This window comes from Candidatus Pacearchaeota archaeon, assembly GCA_035404185.1.
Lineage (GTDB): Bacteria > Patescibacteriota > Minisyncoccia > Minisyncoccales > Minisyncoccaceae > UBA2211.
On the sequence record DAONGN010000001.1, the window covers coordinates 179117 to 200757 of the forward strand.

Sequence of the window (21641 nt, forward strand, 5' to 3'; positions counted from 1 at the left end):
ATGGCAGTTGATAAAGCCTTTAATATAAAAATTGAAACGCAATATTTGCATCCTGAATATCTAATAAATTCAGAGAAACAGGAATTCATAGGAACCACAGGGTTATTAAAAATTTTTGAGTTAACATCGCCCAATTCATTAAAGCCGTTTTTCTGGGGTCGTTGGGATCCCAAAGAAAAAGTAATGGACATTGATATTTACAACACGAATAATAATACCAAAAAATATTTTAAAAATAATAAAAAAAATTGTAGAGGTCATCACCCTGAATTGATTGATATAGTCAATAGAACATTTAAAGTGTCGATTTCTATATTAGGAGAAAATATTTATCAAGGTCTTGTATTCTTCAGCATAAATCACACATTACGTGCAGAAACAGGTATATTTGCAGTAACTGGATTTCCAGTGAATTTTGAGCTAGTAAGAAATAATTTGTTTTCGAAAATAATAAGTAAAATATGGCCTCAATCAAAGAAGAAATAGGTGTTAAAATTTATGACTATCTAGAGAAGGTGGCAAATAAAGAAGTTGCATTAGCAATGCAGTTTCCAATAGTTGATCAATACAAGCAAGATCGTTATTATTCAAGACATCAATTAATATCGACACTACTTGCAGAGTTTGAATATTTTCAAGAAAAAGGACTGCAATATACTCCAACAGATATAGTAAATATACTATTTGAAGCGAAACTACTTTTTGCCGTTAAGACTGAAAAGGAATTTGATCAAAGAAGAGGAGGAGGTAGATTTATGGTAGAATCTCCATTTCTATTTATGTGGGAAGAAAGAGATCAAACTATAGAAAAAGTAATTGAATTTCATCTGCAAAACATTGCAATCTCAATTTACGAAAAAACTCTAATTACCGAAATTAGAGATTTTATCGCTGATAATAATCTTGGCAATTCTACATTATTTTTTATAAATTTATTCAAAAAACTTTCCCTTCCTTTCCACTCATTTTTTGACGAATCAACTCTTATTGAAGAATATAAAAAATTTAATTTCGACTCAAGAGAACCTACCTTGATTGAGGCAAGAAAATTTTTTAATAGTCCTTCTTTTGGGTATACAATGATAGGATCAGATAGTTATGTTTATTATTATGCTTCTACTCAATTAAGAGCCTTCCTCAATTTACTTCGAATCGCTGGATTCTTGCATCATGGACAAGTTGATTTTGGAGGATGGGGAGCCGAACTGATGGCACCCACAGGCTCAGTTTTATTGGGAACAAATTCGATGGGAGTATTATTCTGGGATGAAGATAAAAAAGAACCTTGGGAAAAAATACCCGACGGATGTCTTTATAGATCTTTTGGATACAGAGGCCTTACTAAAATATTTCTTGATGATAGAACATTTAAGGGAATCGAAAATATTTTTATTGAAAATAGCATAATATTCGAAAAGTTAAAAAAACCTTGGAGTAAGACTAGTATTTATGATATTGCACCATCATTAGATATTCTAAGTTCTGCAACTCAAATGCCTGACTTGGGTGCTAAAATACTACAAATTTACTGTTGTCTTGAGCATCTTTTTGTTCCCAAAACAGTAAGAAAAGATAATGTAAAATACATTATTGGAGGTATAAATGCTCTTAAACCAAATCTAATTCCATGGTTTGACAACTTATATAAATTACGATGCGATTACGCACATAAAGGCTTTGTCCAGCGCAATGATGAAACCTTAGGTTTAGTTTTTGATTCTATAAAAAATACGCTTATCTTGCTTACTGCGAAATTAAAACAATAAATAAGACATGTAACACACCCTTTTATACTGTCTCATTTGTCTCATTTTCCTAGACCCTGATACCTCAAATTGACTATCCCCAAGACCTCCAAAGAACCCTTACACTGCTTGGAGGGTAGGGGTTCTAGGCCTTCCTTGCCTACCCGCTAGTATCAATCTATAAGATTAAAATATCAAAACCAAATTGGTACTTTTTGTTTTTAGATATATAATAAAAATATGACATACAAAAATTCGACCAACAAAAAAATTAATATTAATCAAATTAGACTTTTAAGAAAGTCTATTGGGTGGCAACCGAGAAGCGAAAATAAATGGAAAGAAATATTATCTAAATCATCTTTTGTTTATAGTGTTTGGGATGGAAAAAAGTTGATAGGAATGGGGAGATTAATAGAAGATGGAATTATGTGCATGCTTTATGACATCGTGGTTCATAAAAATTATCAAGGAAAGGGAATAGGGAAAATAATCGTAAATAAAATAATTGAGCAAACAAAAAATAAAAAGTATTGTTCAATAGCTTTATTTACAGACAAAGATAAGATTAAATTTTACAAAAAATTAGGATTTAAGGTTGCCATTGTTGCTATGGAATACAATTGGCACATAACAAAAATATGGGAAAAACAATCCAAAAAGAAAAAATAGAAATAAGGCCTCCTAAAATGTCTGATGTTAATTCTTTACTTGAGACGATAAACTCTTTAGTCGAAGAAAAAGCAATGATTATCGTTCAAGATAAGGTAACTCTTAAACAAGAAAGAAATTATCTCAAAGGAATAATAAAAAGCAAGAATGCTGTTTTCTTGTTTTTAGTCATTAACGGAAAAGTAATGGGAAGCGCAGGAATAACTAAATACGAAAATATAAAAAGCCATATAGGAGAAATGGGCATTATAATTAAAAAAGAGGCTAGGGGATTAGGACTAGGAGAGAAACTATTCAAAAAAGTAATGGAAGAAGGAATTAAGAAATTTAAACTAAAAATAGTTATTCTTGATGTTTTAAAGGGCAACAAAATAGCCCAAAATCTATATAAAAAGATGGGATTCCAAAAAATAGGAACGATTAAAGGTGGGGCGAAATATTATGGAAGATATGAAGACAGCGTAATGATGGCTAAATACTTAAAATAGCTTAAAACTTCAATAAAAAATATTGCCCAAAATTAAATATGTGCTAAAATAAGAATATGAACGAACAAGAAAATTCGGAAGAATTCTTTTGGAAGACATACGAAACACTTCCCGACAATATTAAAGAAGCTCTTTTCTCTGAAGAGAATTTTAATGTTGTCTCAGAAATCTGCGAAAAGAACGGAATAACCGATGAAGAAATCAAATCTCAATTGGTAAAATACGTTGGCAAAACTTTAATGGGATTGTTGCCGATAAAAGAATTTTCAATTATTCTTGAATTAGAATTAAATCTTGATTCAGAAGTGGCAAGAAACATCAGCTGGGATATTGACAGTAGGATTTTCAGCCACTTAAGAATATCTTTAAATAAACTATACTCTCCAGACATTGCAGAGAAGAAGGAATTAGTAGATAATACTAAGAAGGAAGAAGTGACAGAAGGAGAGATACAAATAGAAGATAAAAAAGAGATGCAAACTGAAACTGCTAATCCTAACGATAAATACAAAGAACCTTTAATCTAATATGCAATACAGAGTTCCTCAATTTATAGAACACGAGGCCAAAATATTGGGGCCACTGAATATAAAACAAAGTCTTCTTGTGGGAGGAGTACTTGCTGCTTGTTTCTTCATGTACTTTTCTATCGGAAAAACCAATTTCTTTCTTTTTCTTTTAATAGCAGCTGGTTTAGTTGGACTTGCTCTAGCTATATCCTTTACTAAAATTGAAGGCCAAGAATTACCAATAGTAGTAAAAAACTGGGCAAATTTTAATACCAATCCTAAAATTTTCCTTTGGAAAAGAAAACAATCTCCTGTTTTTCTATCAACTGAAAGAACTAGAAGAGATATAACAACAAAACAAGCAGAAAGATCTCCTCTAAGGGTAAAACAAGAAGGACGAATAGGGGATATGATTAAGAAAATAGATTTTGAAAAATAACCTATGACGATGGTTCCGTCTCAACAATTTATGCCTGTTGAACAAATCAGGGAAGGAGTGATGATAATGAAAGATAAATCCTTAAAAGGAATTCTTTTGGTTTCTTCATTAAACTTTGCTTTGAAATCGGAAGATGAGCAAATGGCCATTATTTATCAATTCCAAAACTTTTTAAATTCTCTCGATTTTAGCTGCCAAATTATTGTTAATTCGAGAAAAGTAAATATCACTGGATATATTGATAAAATTAAAGATTTAGAAAATAAACAAAAAAACGAACTATTAAAAATTCAAACTGCCGAATATAGAGCATTTATTGAAGAAATTATTGCTAATGGCTCTATTATGAGTAAAAGTTTCTATGTCGTTGTCCCTTATTATCCAATGACCGAATTACCAAACATTAGTGGTGGTGGAAAAGAAAGTAAAACCAATTTAACTGAAAAGAAATTTCAAAATGGAAAATATCAATTATGGCAGAGAATGGAATATGTTTCATTAGGAATTAGAAGGTGCGGATTAAAATCTGCCACATTAGGGTCTGAAGAATTAATTGAATTATTGTGGGGATTGCATCACCCAAAACAAGCAGAGCTAGGATATTATCCTGATCTACCTCCGGAAGTTATAATATAAAAATATGGGATTATTCGGAAACAAATCAAAACAGGAAAAATTCCTGGAAAAAGAAACAACTACGGCAATGGATATAATCGCTCCTGCTTCTATTGAGGTAAACCAAAATTATGTCCAGATAGAAGAAAAGCTAGCTAAAACTTACTTTGTTTTCTCTTATCCCCGATATTTAACTACGGGATGGCTTTCTCCAATTATTAACATGGACATTCCTTTAGATATTTCTTTCTTTTTTCACCCAATTGAGACAGGAACCATTTTAAAACAGTTGAGAAAAAGTGTTACTGAAGTTCAAGCAGAGATTATTGAAAGAGAAACCAAGGGATTAATTAGAGATCCAGCATTGGAAACTGCTTACCAAGATCTAGAAGACCTAAGAAGTAGACTACAAACCGCTCAAGAAAAAATGTTTAAGTTTGGACTATACATTACTGTCTATGCTGACAATATTAAAGAATTAGAAACAATAGAAACGACATTAAGATCGGTTCTTGAAGCAAGGCTAATCTATATCAAGCCAGCTCTATATCAGCAAAAAGAAGGATTGATTTCTTCTTTCCCCTATGGGACCGATCTATTACAGATACATAATACATTAAATACAACTCCGCTATCTAGTATTTTCCCATTTATATCCTTTGATTTAAGTTCTAATGAAGGAATATTGTATGGCATCAATAAACATAATAATTCTTTAGTATTGTTTGACAGATTTAGCATGGAAAATGCCAACATGGTAATCTTTGCTAAATCTGGTTCTGGTAAATCATATGCAGTTAAGCTTGAAATTTTAAGATCTTTAATGATGGGAGCAGAATGTATCATCCTTGATCCTGAAAATGAATATAAACCATTAGCTGAAGCAGTAGATGGTTCTTTCTTCAAAATATCACTAAGTTCTGATAGTCATATTAATCCTTTTGACTTGCCAGAACCAAGAGAGGATGAAACATCTGAAGATGTTTTAAGATCGAGTATCATTAACCTTGTTGGTTTAATGAGAATTATGCTTGGAGGATTAACCCCAGAAGAAGATGCTATTATGGATAGAGGATTATCCGAAACTTACGCTGCTAAAGATATTACTCCAAATTCAGATCCTAAAACTTGGGCTGATAAAGTCCCAATTATGTCTGATTTAGAATCGGTTTTAGAAACTATGGATGGAGCTGAATCTTTAGTTGAAAGATTAAGAAAATTCACTAAAGGAACTTATGCTTCTTTCTTTAACCAAAAATCAAATATTTCCGTAACTAAATCATTAGTTGTTTTTGGTATTAGAGATATGGAAGACGAATTAAGGCCCATGGCAATGTTTATTGTTATGCGTTATATCTGGAATACAGCTAGATTATCTTTAAAGAAAAGGATACTTGTTATTGATGAGGCTTGGTGGATGATGAAAACCGAAGATGGAGCTTCTTTCTTGTTTGGAATTTGTAAAAGAGCAAGAAAATATTGGTTAGGAGTAACAACAATTACTCAAGACGTTTCTGATTTCTTACAATCTGATTATGGTAAACCAATTATTACTAACTCTTCGATCCAATTATTATTAAAACAAAGCCCAGCAACAATTGATTTAATTCAACAAACATTTAGTTTAACTGACCAAGAAAAATTCCTATTACTAGAAACTCCAGTAGGAGAGGGGATATTCTTCGCTGGACAAAAACACGTCGCCATCAGAGTTGTAGCCTCATATACCGAAGACCAAATAATCACTACTAGCCCAGAAGAAGTGATGAAAATAAAAAAAGCTAAAGAATTATTGTAAAACAAAACCAGACTTCATCGTCTGGTCTTTTTTTATAATACTGGCTTGATAATTATTCTCCTCTCTTCTCCTTCTCCAATACTTTCGGTTGTGATATCTTTTCTATCAGCTAATTCCATATGGACTACTCTTCTGTCAAAAGAAGATGTATATGGTAACTCCTTTTCTCTTTTTGTTCTTGAAACTTCATCAGCGACACTTTGAGCTATATTTCTTAAATAACTTTCTTTGTTTTTTTTATATCCATCAATATCAAGACTTAAATAGAATTCTTTGTCTGTTTTCTTTTTAATAACTTTCCTCAAAAGTAATTGGATATCAGCTAAAACCAATCCTTGTTTTCCTATTAAATTTTGCGCTTCACCCGTTTTAATATCTATTTCTAAAACATCTTCACCTTCTCGATTTATACAATTGCCCTCTACTTCTACAATAAAGCCAGCCCTTAAAAAGAATTCTTTAATAATCTCTTTAATATTTTCTACCTCTTCTTGATCAATCATATTTCTTTTTTATTGAAAATACTCCTTTGTTGGAAAATAGTAAACACTGTCGTTATCAGCCAATAAAGACCTAAAGCAGAAGGAAGGTTATATAAAACAAATAAGGTAATTATAGGAATAAAAATAACCATTTGTTTTTGCATCATATTGGTCATTTGTGAAGTTTTGTCCTCTGCCGCTACTTTTGGTGCTGTTGGAGTTGATGTTTTTGCTTGGAAAAATTGCGCTATTGCGGTAAGAACAGCTAAGTAGATATTAGGCTTAGACAAATCAATCCCTAAAAAGTACGGATTAATTGTTTGAGGCAGAGAAATAAAAGAATATATCTGCGCTGGGTCAATGCTTATCCCTCCCTTAAAAACATAGAATAATGCCCAAATAATAGGGATCTGAATAAAAAGAAGGAATATCCCTGAAAAAGGATTAAACTTCTTTTCTTTATACAAAGCCATCATTTCTTGAGCTTGCTTCTCTTGGCTATCTTTATGCTTATTCTGAATTTCTTTAAGCCTCGGCTGAATCTCGGCCATAGCTTTTTGAGATTCTAATGCTTTTTTATTTAAAGGATTAGTTACTAATTTAACTAAAAGAGTAAGTCCGATTACGGCGATACCAAAATTATTGGTATAAATATATATCAATATCAAAAAATTCAACATCGGTTGGTATAGAATAGTATTAAAGATTAATGAAAAAATATTCACAATAGTTTATTTAATTATTTCTCCCTTACTTAAAAGATTTTCCAGGTCTTCTTTTATTTCCTTATACGTCATCTTGGTAATTGAGGGAAGCGAAACAACTACGATACTTAACCCTTCTTTTAGTTTATTTCTTTTTAATCTGACAATATCTCTCATTCTTCTCTTTACCTTATTTCTAACAACAGCTAACTTAGAAATTTTTTTACTAACCACGAAACCAATTCTTGTTTTATCGGTTCCATTTATAAGATACCTTAAAAAAACATATTTGCCTTTTAGGGTTCTTCCGCCTTTAAAAACCGCTTCGAATTCTTTTTCTTTTTTAAGCCTGTTTTCTTTAGGCAACATAATTTTATCAGACAGATAATTTGGCTCTGCCCTTACTTCTTCTCTTTGCTAAAACTTTCCTTCCACTACTAGTACTTGATCTTTCTAGAAATCCGTGAGATCTCTTTCTTTTCTTTTTTGCTGGTTGATAAGTTAAACTCATATCATTATTTTATCTTAATTATGTTTTAAATCATATCAAAAAATGAAGGTTCGGTCAATCAAAAAATACTCTCAAAAACGCTCAAATTTATTAACCTTTTGTCCCCAGTCTTTCCACATCGCTTTTCTTACCCCTTTATTTTACAAGGCTTTTTGCCTGTTTGACATTATTTAAGGTATAATATGCTTAATATTAATAAACAGAAAACCATGACTAATGAAGAAATTTGGCAATCAGTGTTGTCTCAGATCCAATTGAATATTTCTCCGGCCAACTTTGCTACCTGGTTTGCCAATACCAAGGTCTCTTCTGTTGAAAACAATGAGGCGACTATTTCTGTCCCAAATTCATTTTCTAAAGAATGGCTAGAGCAAAAATACCACAAAGATATTTTAAAAATATTAAAATCACTAGATGATAGTATTAGAGAAATAAAATACGTTGTTACTCCAATTAATGTTAAAATGTCTAGTTCTCAAAGAAGGGGAGTTAAAAAAGAAGAAACTATTGAACAATTAGGATTTTCTGAATTAGAGGTAAGTAAGGAAACCAATCTTAATCCAAAATATACCTTTGACAACTTTATCATCGGACCATTCAATGAAATTGCTTACGCTGCTTCTATGGCTGTCGTTGAGGAACCAGGGAAAAACTACAATCCATTATTTGTATACGGAGATGTGGGACTAGGAAAAACTCATTTAATTCAAGCGATAGGAAATAAAATAAAAGACGGCGATTCCAACAAAAAAGTCAAATACATTCCGGCTGAAAAATTAATTTCTACAATAGTTAACGCAATTAGAAACCAGAGCGTAGAAGAACTGAAGAAGAATTTACGTGACATTGATGTATTAATAGTTGATGATATCCAGTTTATTGCCGGGAAAGATAAAACCCAAGAGGAGTTCTTTCACACTTTTAATTCTTTATATCAAAAAAACAAACAGATAATTCTTTCTTCTGATAGGCATCCTAATAATATTCCCGCCCTAACCGAAAGACTAAAATCTAGATTCAATGGGGGAATGATTGCTGATATTAATACTCCCGATTACGAAACTAGAATGGCTATTTTAAAACAAAAAATTGAAGAAAAAAATACAAACATTCCAACTGATGTTTTGGAATATATCGCTAATAATATTCAAAAAAACGTAAGAGAGCTTGAAAGCGCTATTAATAGAATAATTATTTATAAAAAAACGAACAACAAGACGATAGAATTAGAAGACGCAAAAAAATTACTTAAAAACATTATTGTTTCTCCAAGCAAAATAACAAATTATAAGAAGATAGTTGAATCAATTACTGAATTCTATGATATTCCTTCTGGCAACATGTTCTTCTCTTCAAGAAAAAAAGAGTTCGCTAGACCAAGACAAATTGCCATGTATTTATTAAAAAAAGAGTTAAAAATGTCTTATTCAGAAATAGGTAGAAAGTTCGGAGGAAAAGACCATACAACCGTAATTCATGCGTGTCAATTGATTGAAAAAGAATACGAAGAAAATGAAAAAATACACCAAGAAGTAGAATTAATCTTACAAAGAATATATAGTAAATAGTGTGGAAAACTTGAGAGGTATGAAGGGAAAAAGTATAGATAAAAATTGATTTAAAAAAGTTATACAATTTACAACACAAAGATAACCATAAAAACAACCCAACTTATCCACAATATTATTTTAATAAAATCATTTTAAATAAAAGAAAAATTAACTTTAATTAAGTTTATCCACGAAATTAAGAACACTAATAGTAATAATAAAAAATAAAACTTATATTTATAAGATAAAAAAACAAACATATGAATTTCACAATTTTAGTTAAAGAATTTAAAAAAGGAATAGGCATGGCAGAAAAAATTACAGGGAAAAATTTAACCCTACCTATTCTAGATAATGTGTTGATAGAGGCGTTACCTAATTTTTTAAAACTATCCTCGACAGATCTTGAGGTTGGTATTCAGTGGTGGGGGCTTTGTAAAACAGAAAAAGAGGGCAAAATTGCCGTTCCTGCAAGATTTTTAAATCAATTAATAGGATCATTGCCAGACGATAAAGTTAATATCAAAGAAAAAGGAAATTCTTTGACAGTAGAATCAAAAAACTTAAAAACTCAGATTAAAGGATTCTCTGCTGATGATTTTCCGATTATTCCATCTTTTTTAAGAGAAATATATATTGAGGTAGACGGAAAGAAATTAAAAGATGGATTAATGAGCGTTGTTGATATTGCTAGTCCATCACAAATTAGACCAGAAATTTCAGGGATATATTTTACCTTTACCAAAGATTCAGTTAAGCTGGTCGCTACAGATAGTTTTAGATTAGGAGAAAAAACAATTCATTTGAAATCTGGATTTAAAAATTTATTTAACAAAGAAGTAAGCTTTATCCTTCCTCAGAAAACAATTAGAGAATTAATTAACGTTTTGCCAGATGAAGAAAAAATCGTTAGAATATATCTTTCTGATTCACAAGTATTATTCGAAACGTTTTTGTCTAATTCAGATCATCCAGAAATTAATTTAATTTCAAGACAGATAGACGGAGAATATCCTTCATACCAAGAAATTATTCCTAAGGAAAGTAAAACGAAATTAACATTGAATAAAGAAGAATTAATTAAGCAAATTAAAACAGCAGGATTGTTTGGAGGAAGGACTAACGAGGTGGTTATAAAAGCAGAAGCAGGAGGGAAAGAAATAGAAATAAAAAGCCAGGATTCAGAAATAGGGGAAAGTGAATTATCTGTGTCTTCAAAAATAGAAGGAGAAAGCGTAAAAGCTTCTTTTAACTGGAAGTTCGTCCTAGACGGTCTTTCAAATATGAAAAGCTCAGAAGTACTATTTGAGCTTCAAGGAGGAGATGGACCGGCAGTAATTAGACCCATCGGAGACGCTAGTTATATTTATGTAATTATGCCGATAAAGATGTAAGATTTCATGCTAAAAGGTGGGCTAAATTATGCCCACCTTTTGTTTTAAGAAAGATATTGTTTTCAAGCTGATTAAGTCTAATCCATTACTAACGGCACCTCTGACCCTGGTTCTACTGGTTGAGATGTTTCTTGGTCTTTTGCTTTTGTATTTAATTCAATAGATTTTAATACTAAGGCTCTCCATATTGGACCAGCTGCCTGTTCACCGATTGCAGACATTTTAGTATGATTATTATTACCAGCCCACACAACGACTACGGCGTCACTAGTATATCCGACAGTCCAACCATCTTTACTTTCTTGAGATGTTCCTGTCTTTACAGCTACTTTATAATTATCAAATCTTAAAAGTGAGTGAGCGCCGAACATTGGAGCTCTAGCATCATTGTCTGATAAAATACTAGTAATTGTTTCACAAACGCTACTTTCTAAAACTTTTCTTGGAGTTTTGTGGTTTTCATAAATAACATTTCCTTGACTGTCTTCTATCTTTAAAATAACCGATGGGTCTATTTTGTAACCATTACTAGAAAAGACGCTAAAAGCGGTAGCCATATCAAGAAGTTTTACATCGGCTGCTCCTAGGGCAAAAGACAAACCATATTTTGAATTGTCATTTCCTAATGTAGTTATCCCCATTGCCTTAGCCATATTAATAGCATTTTGTAGTCCCGCGTATTCGTTTAAAACCTTAACAGCAGGGATATTTAATGATTGAGCCAATGCACTTCTTATAGTTAGAGCTCCGCGGAAACGGCCATCATAGTTATTAGGGGCATATCCATTATAATTAACTGGCTCATCAACTACTATCGTACTATCGGTCGCTCCATTACGAAAAGCGGTAGCATATATTATTGGTTTAAAAGAAGATCCTGGCTGTCTTATTGATTGTACGGCTACATTATAGCTTGGTACAAATTTACAGGTTGTTGCTGGATCACAACCCTTAGGCAGTGGTTCACCATAAGGATCAGCTGAACCAACCATGGCTAAAACTTCGCCAGTCTTGGGAGCCATGACAATCGCAGCCGCATTGTAAGCTCCAAAGTTTACCATATTTTTAGCTACATTTGTTTTAACAATTTCTTCGGCTGATTTTTGCAGATCCCAATCTAAAGTAGTATAAATTTTTAAACCTTTAGTTTGTAAGAAGTCAGCACCGTAAGTGTCTTCGATTTGTTGTTTAACATAAGTAACAAAATGATAGGCTAGGGTGGTATTTGGCAGTTTTGAAATTTTTATTTCTTCAGCTGCTGCTGCCTTTTCTTGCTCTGCAGTTATATATCCCTCTTCTCTCATTCTTTGTAGTACAAGATTTTTCCTTACCATCAATTTGTCAAAATTAGGTCCGTAAGGGGAATAATAGCTAGGCAATTGAATTATAGCTGCAAGCATGGCTGCTTCAGGAAGGCTTATATCTTGGATTGGTTTTTGAAAATAAGTTAAGGAAGCTTCTTCAGCGCCATAAATATTTACTCCGAAAGGAACCTGATTAAGATACCATTCTAAAATTTGATTCTTAGGGTACTTTCTGTCTAGTTCTATAGAGAGAACAGCTTCTTTAATTTTTCTGCCCAATGATTTTTCTGGAGTTAAAAAAGTAGAACGAATTAATTGTTGAGTGATTGTGGAAGCTCCGCGCAATTCTCCTTTTTCTACATTTGATATTAACGCTCCCAATAGGCCAGTTAAATCAATGCCAAAATGACTGTAAAAACGATGGTCTTCAGTGGCGATCACGGCTTTTTGTAAATTGTCGGGAATTTGAGAGAGAGGAACGTAGGTTCTTTTTTCTTCTCCGTAAACATTCGATAACAATATTTTGCCAGTGCGGTCATATATTTTAGTTGACTGGTTTATTTCTGCTTCCGTGAAGACTTCGGGACGAGGAAGATCTCTTAAAAAGGCAAAAAACATAAAAATACAAGCAGCCAAAAAGGCTATAAGTGTAAAGACAAAGAGTCTTTTATTGTTTTTAATTTTAAATTTAATCATGTTTTAATACTATCATTTCTTTTTATTTTTGAACATATTTATGCTATAGTTTAAATATATGAAAATAATAGTAGATGAAGAAAAAATAAACGAAATATTAAGCAGGGGAACCGAAGACATTATTGATAAAGAGCATCTTAAGAAAAAATTAATGTCAGGCAAGCAGCTTAATATTAAGTTTGGTATTGATCCAACCGGACCCAAGATTCATTTAGGGAGGGCAACTATATTAATGAAGCTAAAAGACTTCCAAGATTTGGGACATAAGATTACTTTAATCATTGGAGACTTCACGGCTTTAATTGGAGATGCTTCCGATAAAGATTCAATTAGAAAACCTTTAACAGAAAAAGAGATTAAAGAAAATTTGAAAGATTATCTTTCTCAAATAGGAAAGATCTTAGATTTAAAGAAAGTTGAAGTTAAACACAATAAAGACTGGTTTGGTAAAATGAAAGCCGAAGAATTAATTAGGTTGGCGATGAATTTTACAGCGCAACAAATGATTCAAAGAAGAAACTTCAAGGAAAGATGGGATAACGAAAAGCCAATTGGAGTCCATGAATTATTATATCCATTATTACAAGGATACGATTCGGTGGTAATTAAATCTGATTTAGAAATTGGAGGATTTGATCAATTATTTAATTTAAAAGCAGGGAGAGAACTACAAAAGATATTCAATCAAGAACCACAAGACGTGATGACCTTAAGAATGATTTATGGATTAGACGGAAGGAAGATGTCTACTTCATGGGGCAATGTTATTAATATCTTAGATAATCCTAAAGACATGTTTGGGAAATTAATGACATTAAATGATGATTTAATTATTGGATACTTTGAATCTTGCACGAGAGTGCCGATGTTACAAATCAATGAATTTAAAAATAGCCTAGAAAGGAAGGAGATGAACCCCAAAGCTATTAAAAAAATACTGGCCAAAGAAATTATTACTTTCTTTTACGACGGGGAAAAAGCTAAAGAAGCAGAAAAAGAATTTGAACAGGTTTTTGAAGATAAAAAACTTCCTTCAGAAATAGAGGAAATTAAAATAAACGAAAAAAAGATAAATGTTCAAGATTTATTAGTCAAGTTAAGCCTAGCTTCTTCAAAAGGGGAGGCGAAAAGATTAATAGAGCAAGGAGGAGTAAGAGCAATAAAAGGAGAAAACATCGAAGAAATTAAAGATTGGCAATTGGAAATGCAGATAGAAAAAGGAATAATTATTCAGGTAGGGAAAAGAAATTTTAGAAAGATTAGTTAATCAAATTTACACTTATCAGCGCAATAGATGGCTAAAGCTAATGCGTCAGCGGCATCGTCTGGTTTAGGTAGTTTTTCTAGACACAATAAATTTTGAACCATTTTTTGAACTTGATTTTTTGTTGCTTTACCATATCCAGTAACAGAAGTTTTTGCTTGCATAGGAGTAACTTCAATAAAGGGGATATTCTTTTTTGAAAGCGTATAAATAATAACTCCCCTGGCTTGGCTTACTGGCATCGCAGTTTTAAGGTTTTTAAAAAAGAAAAGACTTTCTACGGCTGCCATTTCTGGCTTATACTTCTTAATGATTTCGTTTAAATCAAAATTGAGTTGAATTAATCTTTCTCCCATGTTTTGTTTAGGGGAAGTTTGGATTATTCCATAATCAAGACAAACAATTTGTTTCTTGTTTTTCTTTTTGTAATCGATCACACCGAAGCCGGTAGTAGCAGTGCCCGGATCAATACCTAAAATTATCATATATTAGTATATATGTTTTGTACGTCGTCATGTTCGTCTAGAGATTCAAAGAATTTTTCGAATTTTTCTCTAGTAGCATCATCAACAGTCATATTTTCATTAGGAACCCATTCTAAAGCAGCTGATTCTAATTTTAGTCCTTTTTCTTCTAGGGATTTTTTTGTTTTTTCTAATTCTTCAGATTTGACGTAGAGGTAGAGAGTATTTTCTTGCCATTCAATATCTTCAGCTCCAGCTTCAATAGCCGTTAACTCTAAATCTTCTTTATTTTTATTGGTTGAGTCAATAGAAATAACTCCTTTCTTTTCAAACATCCATTTAATTCCTCCCTCGTTTACTGTCTTTCCTCCTTTTTGATTGATAATAAGTTTCAATTCTCCAAACGACCTGTTTTTATTATCAGTAATTCCTTCAATTATTACAGCTGAACCTCCTGGTCCGTAGGCTTCTAATAAGAATTCCTCATATGTAAAACCTTCTAATTCTCCTGAGCCTTTTTTAACTGCTTTATCGATACTGTCAGCCGGCATATTCATTGCTTTAGCTTTTTCTACAACCGACCTTAACTTTGCATTAAAAGTTGTGTCCGAACCACCATCTTTAGCTGCAACAGAGATTTCTTTAGAAAGTTTAGAAAATATTTTGCTTCTCTTGGCATCTTCAGCGCCTTTTTTGATTTTAATATTATGAAAATGGGAATGACCGCTCATATTTTTGTTTCTTTAACTATATAACTGCATCTTAACCTAAAAGGTTAAAAAATTCAACCAAAGAAAAATCCCGCTTTTGCGGGGGAATTTTTCTATTTATTTCTGATTTCAAATCTCTTTTCTAGCTTTTCCATTTTGCTTACTATTCCGCCATATTCTAGTTCGCTATAGGGGAGCATAGCATTCCCAAAGAATCCTTGTTTTCTTATTTCTAAAGCTTTTTTAGAAATATTATCTCTGACATGGTCCCAGAATGGGTGATCGAAAGCATCAACTGCTTCAGTAAATTTTCCATGGTGAACACAGTAGGCAGCACAAGAAACTAAGGGAGGACCATCGAAGAAAGAAGTTGGACAGTTTTGTTTAACTGGCATTAATGGTCCAGTGTGACTACCACGCATAAAGCCAGCAACGTATGGTCCGATGGGATAAGGAGAAAGGATTTCTCCTGTTGCAGGAAAAACTCCTTGAGTTCTAACTAAATGAATCGGATCATCTTTGCCAGTATATTTTCCAGCAATATTTCTTAGTCTAGTTGTAGAAACTGCAACTGCTTTTTCGCCGTTTTCTCTAGAAACTATTTTTTCAATAACAAATCTTTCTGGATCTCTTAGTAAAGCAGCGATGTCGTAAACTTCTTCAGGAGCGTTTAGAGATATTATCCTATCGGCTTCAGTATATGAAACATCCATAATATCAAAACGGAATCCTTTAGCCATATTAGGAGAAAGAATTAATCCTGAACAATACATTGGGTCAGTGAAGGCTAAATAAAGAGGAAGATTATAGGCTCCTGGGTCAGTTTTATCAGCGGCGAAGAAAAGAATTGGTTCATTGGGTCTTTCCTCAAATTCCATTTCACAAACAGCTGGTCCGAGTCCTTTTACGTTTCCCGAGAAAGCATCTTTTAATAAATCTTGGCCAGCACCGTATAATCCTTGGTCTTTAGCGACTTCAGTTCCAGCCTTAAATGCATCCCAAGCTAAATGATGAATTTCATCATTATTTTCCCCTCTATTATGAGTACAAAGAATAGCAATATCGTCTCCAGTATAAGTTATTCTGAAATCAATAAGCATTCCTTTGTGATTCTGTTCAATATATTGCTTTACAGCGTTAAGAACTCTTTCGCTAGGTTTGATATGTCCGCCAATGCTGCCGATGTCGGCTTTAATGGCAGTAACCGTGATTTTGTCTCCTTTTTCCATATAATTATTCATTATATTTATACTTTAATTATATTCCTATTCTTTATTAAATCAATTTTTCTTGAGCTTTAGGAATAGGAAGATTTAAATGCTCATATGCTAGTTTTGTAGCTAGTCTTCCTTGAGAAGTTCTTTTTATTAAACCCGATTGAATTAAGTATGGTTCGTAAATATCTAAAATGGAATTTTTTTCTTCTGATGTTGCAGCAGAAAGAGCTTGTAATCCAGCTGGTCCGCCGTTGAATTTTTTAATAATAGCTTCAAGTATTTTTCTATCTCCTGGTTCAAGACCCATTTTGTCAATTTCTAAAAAGTCTAAAGCTTTATCGGAGATGTCTTTAGTTATTTTTCCTTGCCCTTCTATTTCTGCAAAGTCTCTCACTCTCTTTAAAAATTTATTAGCGATTCTCGGAGTACATCGAGATCTTTTAGATATTTCTTTAATTGCGTCTATTTCTATTTCTACATTTAATATATTGGAAGACCTTTTAATAATTTCTTCAATTTCATTTAATTCGTAAAAGTTTAATTGAAATGTCGCTCCGAACCTGCTTCTTAATGGAGAAGAGATTAAATCGAGTCTAGTCGTTGCTCCGATTAGGGTAAAGCGAGGAAGGTCGATATCAATATTTTTTGCCATTGGTCCTTTCCCTAAAATTAAGTTAAGCTTAAAATCTTCCATAGCCGAATAAAGATATTCTTCGACAAAATGATTTAGGCGATGAATTTCGTCGATGAAAAGAAAATCACCTTCATTTAAACTAGTTAAGAGGGCAACAAGATCGCCAGCTTTTTCAATAACTGGACCCGAGGTAACACGAATATTGGCGTTAGATTCTTTTGCGACCAGATGAGCAAGAGTGGTTTTGCCTAATCCAGCGGGTCCGTAAAACAAAATATGGTCTGGAGATTCATTTCTTTTTTTTGCCGCATCAATCATGACCTTAACATTCTTTTTAATTCTTTCTTGTCCAATATAATCAGCCCATTTTTTAGGTCTTAGGGTGTTTTCAATGATTTCTTCGTCAGGATTAAGTTGTGGGGAAAAGCTCTTGACAGACATTTTAATAAGTGTTATGTTATTAAGGCTCCCAAAAATGAACGATTATTGAACTGGGGGGAAAGGGAATTTCTTTAGTTAATGGATAACTTGGTTTCGACTGGGTTTCTCCTCAAGAAATTTCTTTAGCTTAGCCCAATGCTAACAAGGACCCCCAGTTCAGGAATCGTTTTTTTATTATCCAACAACCCTTTTAACTTCTTCTATAGTTGTTACTCCTTTTAGAATTTTTATTAGTCCATCTTGCTTCATCGTAGTCATCCCTTTTTTAATGGCTATTTTTTCTAGGGCTGAAGTTGATGGGGAAGTTAAAATGAAGTCTTGAATTTCATCATCAATTGATAGAGCTTCAAAAATTCCAACTCTTCCTTTGTATCCAGTAAAATTACAATATTCACAACCTTTTATTTTTGCTATTTTCATGTCGGGTTTTAATTCTGGCATATCAGATCCTTGAGGCATATTCTCAAGGTCTTTTTTTATTTCTTCAAATAACTCAGGCGAGATTGTTTCTAGTCCTCCACATTTGGGGCAAACTTTTCTTACTAGCCTTTGAGCAATAGCAACGTTGATTGCAGGAGCAATATTAACTGCTTTTTCTCCTAAAGCTTGTAGTCTAGCAATAGTCCCAGCGGCGTCATTGGTGTGAAGGGTAGACAAAACTAGGTGACCAGTTAAAGCAGCCTGTAATGCTATTGAAGCAGTTTCTAAATCTCTGATTTCTCCAACTAGTATAGCGTCAGGATCTTGCCTAACGATTGATTTTAGTCCAGCGGCAAAATCATATCCCTTTTTTGGGTTAACTTGGGTTTGAGAAATTCCGTCTAAATGATACTCGATTGGATCCTCAATGGTTACAACTTTAATTTCTGGGTTACTCAATTTTTTCAAGAAAGCGTAGAGAGTCGTTGTTTTACCAGAACCAGTAGGACCGGTGACGATAATCATTCCATTTGGTTTTTGTGCTTGCTCGGTAAATATTTGGTAGATATCTTTTCTTAATCCCAAGTCTTCCAAGCTTATTAAATTTTTAGGATTCAAAACCCTCATAACGATAGTTTCTCCGTATTCAGTGGGTAAGGTAGAAACTCTAACTTCTATTTCTTCAGCAATTTCTCCTTTATTTACAATAATAGAGAATCTTCCGTCTTGTGGTTTGTCTTCAACGTTTAATTTTAGTCCCGAAAGAAGTTTAATTCTAGAAACAATTCTTTGGTGTCTCTGGACATCAAAAGAGGTAACTTCTTGTAATATTCCGTCAATTCTTATTCTTAAAATTGATCCATTTTCAATTGCTTCAATATGCATGTCTGAGCTATCAAGGATAATCGCTCCAGACATTAAAATTTTAAGAAGGAAAGAAACGTCTTTTAAGGCAGCTGCTTCAATTTTGCTTTTTAAAGTTGGGACACCTAAAATGTCCTTTTCAAACTCAGCTTCCAATTCATTCTCTATTTCTATTTTTTCCGTTATTGTTTCCATGGTTTTTATTTTAAGAAAGAAAGTACCTTATCTTTTGCTAAACTTATTGATGATTCTTCAGTTAGAAACATTGCTCCATTGTTTTTAGAGACTCCTTTGAAATTGTTTACTATCTTCATTACTTCTGATTTATCGTCTGAATAAAATATTCCTTTAACAGATAGTGGGGAAGTCCGGCTTTCCCACAAAAGAAGGAAGGAAGGTATTTTAAAGAAATTTTTGATTTTTTCAATTACGAAGGAAAAATCTTTTGAAGTAGCATCATTATCAAGCATGTTCTTTTCTGACAATGTTGATATATAAATATTTTCATTTTCAGAAATAGTTAGATTACTCAAAGCCAATTCAAGTATTTTTACTTTCGGATCGTTTTTAGAAATAAGGTTTAAATTTCCTCCTTTTTTAAACAACCACTTAATAGTTGGTATGTTTTTCTTATTGTAAACGTTTTTAGGGCTGATGGTCAACCCATAAAGAAGGAAACTTGCTGATTCGTTATTCACATATTCTTTCCCCAGGTCTTTAATTAGGCAAGAGATAGCTTGGGACAATGATTGTCCGTCTTCAACTAAATTTATTTCTCCATAGTTTTGATTGCTTAAATCGTTATCAATATTAATAATTGTACAACCATACAGTTGGTCAAGATTATTAGAGCATAATTGTTCAACTTCTTGAAACTCTTGAATGCCAACAGTTATTAGAATGTCATAATTGGCACTAGATAATAATGAATCGGTTCCAGAGATTATTTTGCAAGAATAACTTTCATTGTTTATGTCTCCAGTCTTGGGAGTAAGATATAAGTCAATTCCTTTATTATTTTTTTCATAATATACCTCTGAGATATCTTCTTTAAAGGAAATATGGAATTTTTTTTGTTCTTTTTCTTTCAAGATTTCATATATTTTATCTGGAACTTCGTCTAAAGGGAAGAATATTTTCTTATTTGTTTTTCTTAAGGCAAAAAAAAGAGCCAAAGTAGCTCCTATAGCATCGTCATTTGCATTGATTTTGGTTAAAATTCCTATATTTTTACCACTTTCTATGCTGTTTTTTATCTTCAATATTTCTTCCATGTTCTTGCCTTAACCTTACTGTATTTAGGGGTAAAAGTCAATTAGTTTTCTTTTTCTATTTTTAATAGTATAATCAATGAATATATGGAATATTTAACAGAAAATTATCTAGAAACCCAAGAGGTGGGAAAAGGCTTAGCAGAGGAAATAAAGAGAGGGTCAAGGGCTGTAGTTTTTGGACTGAAAGGAGATTTAGGAGCTGGTAAAACAACATTTTTACAAGGCTTTGCTAAGGGACTGGGAATTAAAGAAAAGATAATCAGTCCAACTTTTGTTATTATGAATAGGTTTGATCTTAAGGGTAAATTTAATAATTTCTATCATCTTGATTGTTATCGCATAGAGAAACCTAAAGAAATGGAAAGTCTTGGTTTCGAAGAAATAATTAACAATCCTAAAAATATTGTTTGTATTGAGTGGCCAGAGAAAATAAAAAAATTACTTCCTGAAGATTTAATTTCAATTAAATTTAAGATTCTTGATGGAGACAAAAGAGAAATAATAATTGATTATGGAAAATAAAGAAAACTTTGTCATTATCGATAGTAACTCAGTAATTCATCGAGCATTTCATGCTTTGCCTCCTCTGAAAAACAAAAATGGGGAAGTGGTGAATGCTGTATACGGGTTTCTTTTGGTTTTATTTAAATTGCTCAAAGAATTGAAACCTAAATATTTTGTGGCTTGTTTTGATCTACCCGAACCGACCTTCAGGAAGAAAGCCTTTGAAGAATACAAGGCTCATCGAAAAAAAGCTCCAGATGAATTGTACAATCAGATTCCAATGGTTAAAAAAGTTTTAAAAGCTTTTAATGTCCCTATTTTTGAGATGGCTGGGTATGAAGGAGATGATTTGATCGGAACATTAACTAATTCTTTAACTAAAGGAAAAGAGGATGGTGTTAAAAATATTGTTGTTTCTGGAGACTTAGACAATCTTCAATTAATCAATGAAAATACTTTTGTTTATTTTTTAAATAAAGGGGTTAAAAACGGATTGATATACGATAAGAAGATGATAAGTGAGAAATTTGAAGGATTAACTCCGGAACAATTGATTGATTATAAAGGTTTGAGGGGTGATGTTTCTGATAATATTCCTGGGGTCAAGGGAATAGGAGAAAAGACGGCTTTGAAACTTATTAAAGAATTTGGAAGTATCGAAAATTTATATGTTAATATAGAAAAAAAGAACCTACCTAAGAGTGTTAAAGAAAAGCTTATCTCAGGTAAAGAAAAGGCTTTTTTGAGCAGGGAATTGTCAGAGATAAAAAAAGATGTGCCAATTGAAGTTAATATGAAAAATTGTGAATGGGGAGGATATAATGAAGAAGAAATTGTTTCTATGCTCAAAGATTTCGGATTTAATAGTTTAATTAAAAATATATCCACGGAAGAAGAAAAAACTGTTGGTCAAAATTTGAAGTTATGGTAAAATAAAGCTTA

Annotated in this window: 24 protein-coding genes; 13 read left to right on the forward strand and 11 right to left on the reverse strand. The window is 32.4% G+C overall.

All coding sequences use genetic code 11. The annotated features are described in order from the left end of the window. From PLD14_00990 to PLD14_01025, 8 genes are all read left to right on the forward strand, one after another. A complete protein-coding gene (locus tag PLD14_00990; GenBank protein ID HPR79775.1) occupies window positions 1-486 on the forward strand; it encodes a hypothetical protein in 486 nt (161 codons plus the stop codon). Next, window positions 462-1766 carry a hypothetical protein gene (locus tag PLD14_00995; GenBank protein HPR79776.1) on the forward strand — a complete coding sequence of 435 codons (1305 nt, stop codon included), beginning with the start codon at window positions 462-464 and terminating at the stop codon, window positions 1764-1766. The genes PLD14_00990 and PLD14_00995 overlap by 25 nt, the downstream gene beginning before the upstream one ends. A 219-nt stretch (window positions 1767-1985) precedes the next feature. Next, window positions 1986-2417: a GNAT family N-acetyltransferase gene (locus PLD14_01000; GenBank protein HPR79777.1), complete on the forward strand. Its 432-nt coding sequence runs from the start codon at window positions 1986-1988 to the stop codon at window positions 2415-2417. After that, window positions 2387-2905 (forward strand): GNAT family protein, encoded by a 519-nt coding sequence (locus PLD14_01005; protein ID HPR79778.1) that lies wholly within the window; start codon window positions 2387-2389, stop codon window positions 2903-2905. Before PLD14_01000 ends, PLD14_01005 begins: the two co-directional genes overlap by 31 nt. Window positions 2906-2961: 56 nt before the next feature. Then, complete coding sequence (locus PLD14_01010) at window positions 2962-3432, forward strand: hypothetical protein (protein HPR79779.1); 471 nt, start codon at window positions 2962-2964, stop codon at window positions 3430-3432. Between the two features lies 1 nt (window position 3433). After that, on the forward strand, window positions 3434-3853 hold the full coding sequence (locus PLD14_01015) for a hypothetical protein (GenBank protein ID HPR79780.1): 420 nt from the start codon (window positions 3434-3436) through the stop codon (window positions 3851-3853). Between the two features lie 9 nt (window positions 3854-3862). After that, entirely contained in the window at window positions 3863-4489 is a 627-nt protein-coding gene (locus tag PLD14_01020) for a hypothetical protein (protein ID HPR79781.1), read from the forward strand. A gap of 4 nt (window positions 4490-4493) precedes the next feature. Further along, window positions 4494-6266: a DUF87 domain-containing protein gene (locus PLD14_01025; protein HPR79782.1), complete on the forward strand. Its 1773-nt coding sequence runs from the start codon at window positions 4494-4496 to the stop codon at window positions 6264-6266. Window positions 6267-6298: 32 nt separating this feature from the next. Here the strand turns inward: PLD14_01025 and PLD14_01030 are convergent, their stop codons facing one another. Genes PLD14_01030 through rpmH form a run of 4 tightly spaced genes read right to left on the reverse strand, consistent with a single transcriptional unit; the run spans window position 6299 to window position 7963 of the window. Next, complete coding sequence (locus tag PLD14_01030) at window positions 6299-6769, reverse strand: R3H domain-containing nucleic acid-binding protein (protein ID HPR79783.1); 471 nt, start codon at window positions 6767-6769, stop codon at window positions 6299-6301. Next, window positions 6766-7428, reverse strand: a complete 663-nt coding sequence (locus PLD14_01035; GenBank protein ID HPR79784.1) for a YidC/Oxa1 family membrane protein insertase — start codon at window positions 7426-7428, stop codon at window positions 6766-6768. The genes PLD14_01030 and PLD14_01035 overlap by 4 nt, the downstream gene beginning before the upstream one ends. A gap of 51 nt (window positions 7429-7479) precedes the next feature. Further along, window positions 7480-7821, reverse strand: a complete 342-nt coding sequence (rnpA, locus tag PLD14_01040; protein ID HPR79785.1) for a ribonuclease P protein component — start codon at window positions 7819-7821, stop codon at window positions 7480-7482. A 7-nt stretch (window positions 7822-7828) separates the two neighbouring features. Further along, window positions 7829-7963 carry a 50S ribosomal protein L34 gene (gene rpmH / locus PLD14_01045; GenBank protein HPR79786.1) on the reverse strand — a complete coding sequence of 45 codons (135 nt, stop codon included), beginning with the start codon at window positions 7961-7963 and terminating at the stop codon, window positions 7829-7831. A 182-nt stretch (window positions 7964-8145) separates the two neighbouring features. Here rpmH and dnaA point away from each other — a divergent pair, with 182 nt between their 5' ends. Both dnaA and dnaN read left to right on the forward strand, forming a co-directional pair. Then, window positions 8146-9531 carry a chromosomal replication initiator protein DnaA gene (gene dnaA / locus PLD14_01050; protein HPR79787.1) on the forward strand — a complete coding sequence of 462 codons (1386 nt, stop codon included), beginning with the start codon at window positions 8146-8148 and terminating at the stop codon, window positions 9529-9531. A gap of 242 nt (window positions 9532-9773) precedes the next feature. Continuing rightward, on the forward strand, window positions 9774-10907 hold the full coding sequence (gene dnaN, locus PLD14_01055; GenBank protein ID HPR79788.1) for a DNA polymerase III subunit beta: 1134 nt from the start codon (window positions 9774-9776) through the stop codon (window positions 10905-10907). Window positions 10908-10984: 77 nt separating this feature from the next. Here dnaN and PLD14_01060 read toward each other — a convergent pair whose 3' ends face one another. Further along, window positions 10985-12907 carry a transglycosylase domain-containing protein gene (locus tag PLD14_01060; GenBank protein HPR79789.1) on the reverse strand — a complete coding sequence of 641 codons (1923 nt, stop codon included), beginning with the start codon at window positions 12905-12907 and terminating at the stop codon, window positions 10985-10987. Window positions 12908-12965: 58 nt separating this feature from the next. On the opposite strand from PLD14_01060, the gene tyrS reads away from it, so the two are divergent. Next, window positions 12966-14174: a tyrosine--tRNA ligase gene (gene tyrS, locus PLD14_01065; protein HPR79790.1), complete on the forward strand. Its 1209-nt coding sequence runs from the start codon at window positions 12966-12968 to the stop codon at window positions 14172-14174. Here the strand turns inward: tyrS and ruvC are convergent. The 6 genes from ruvC to PLD14_01095 all read right to left on the reverse strand — a co-directional run bounded on the left by ruvC (window position 14171) and on the right by PLD14_01095 (window position 20195). Beyond that, a complete protein-coding gene (gene ruvC, locus PLD14_01070) occupies window positions 14171-14656 on the reverse strand; it encodes a crossover junction endodeoxyribonuclease RuvC (GenBank protein ID HPR79791.1) in 486 nt (161 codons plus the stop codon). The two genes, tyrS and ruvC, sit on opposite strands and share 4 nt — an antisense overlap. Next, the gene (locus tag PLD14_01075; GenBank protein HPR79792.1) at window positions 14653-15366 is read right to left on the reverse strand and encodes a YebC/PmpR family DNA-binding transcriptional regulator; all 714 of its coding nucleotides are present in this window, start codon (window positions 15364-15366) and stop codon (window positions 14653-14655) included. Before PLD14_01075 ends, ruvC begins: the two co-directional genes overlap by 4 nt. Window positions 15367-15458: 92 nt before the next feature. Beyond that, window positions 15459-16574, reverse strand: a complete 1116-nt coding sequence (gene fbp / locus PLD14_01080) for a fructose-1,6-bisphosphate aldolase/phosphatase (GenBank protein ID HPR79793.1) — start codon at window positions 16572-16574, stop codon at window positions 15459-15461. A gap of 46 nt (window positions 16575-16620) precedes the next feature. Continuing rightward, window positions 16621-17637, reverse strand: a complete 1017-nt coding sequence (gene ruvB / locus PLD14_01085; GenBank protein HPR79794.1) for a Holliday junction branch migration DNA helicase RuvB — start codon at window positions 17635-17637, stop codon at window positions 16621-16623. A gap of 174 nt (window positions 17638-17811) precedes the next feature. After that, window positions 17812-19116, reverse strand: coding sequence for a GspE/PulE family protein (locus PLD14_01090; protein HPR79795.1), 1305 nt, complete (start codon window positions 19114-19116; stop codon window positions 17812-17814). Between the two features lie 5 nt (window positions 19117-19121). Further along, entirely contained in the window at window positions 19122-20195 is a 1074-nt protein-coding gene (locus PLD14_01095; GenBank protein ID HPR79796.1) for a hypothetical protein, read from the reverse strand. Window positions 20196-20279: 84 nt separating this feature from the next. Between PLD14_01095 and tsaE the strand changes: the two genes are divergently transcribed. Both tsaE and PLD14_01105 read left to right on the forward strand, forming a co-directional pair. Continuing rightward, window positions 20280-20717 carry a tRNA (adenosine(37)-N6)-threonylcarbamoyltransferase complex ATPase subunit type 1 TsaE gene (gene tsaE / locus PLD14_01100; protein HPR79797.1) on the forward strand — a complete coding sequence of 146 codons (438 nt, stop codon included), beginning with the start codon at window positions 20280-20282 and terminating at the stop codon, window positions 20715-20717. After that, window positions 20707-21630 (forward strand): 5'-3' exonuclease H3TH domain-containing protein, encoded by a 924-nt coding sequence (locus tag PLD14_01105; protein HPR79798.1) that lies wholly within the window; start codon window positions 20707-20709, stop codon window positions 21628-21630. Before tsaE ends, PLD14_01105 begins: the two co-directional genes overlap by 11 nt. The last annotated feature ends 11 nt before the right edge of the window (window positions 21631-21641 follow it).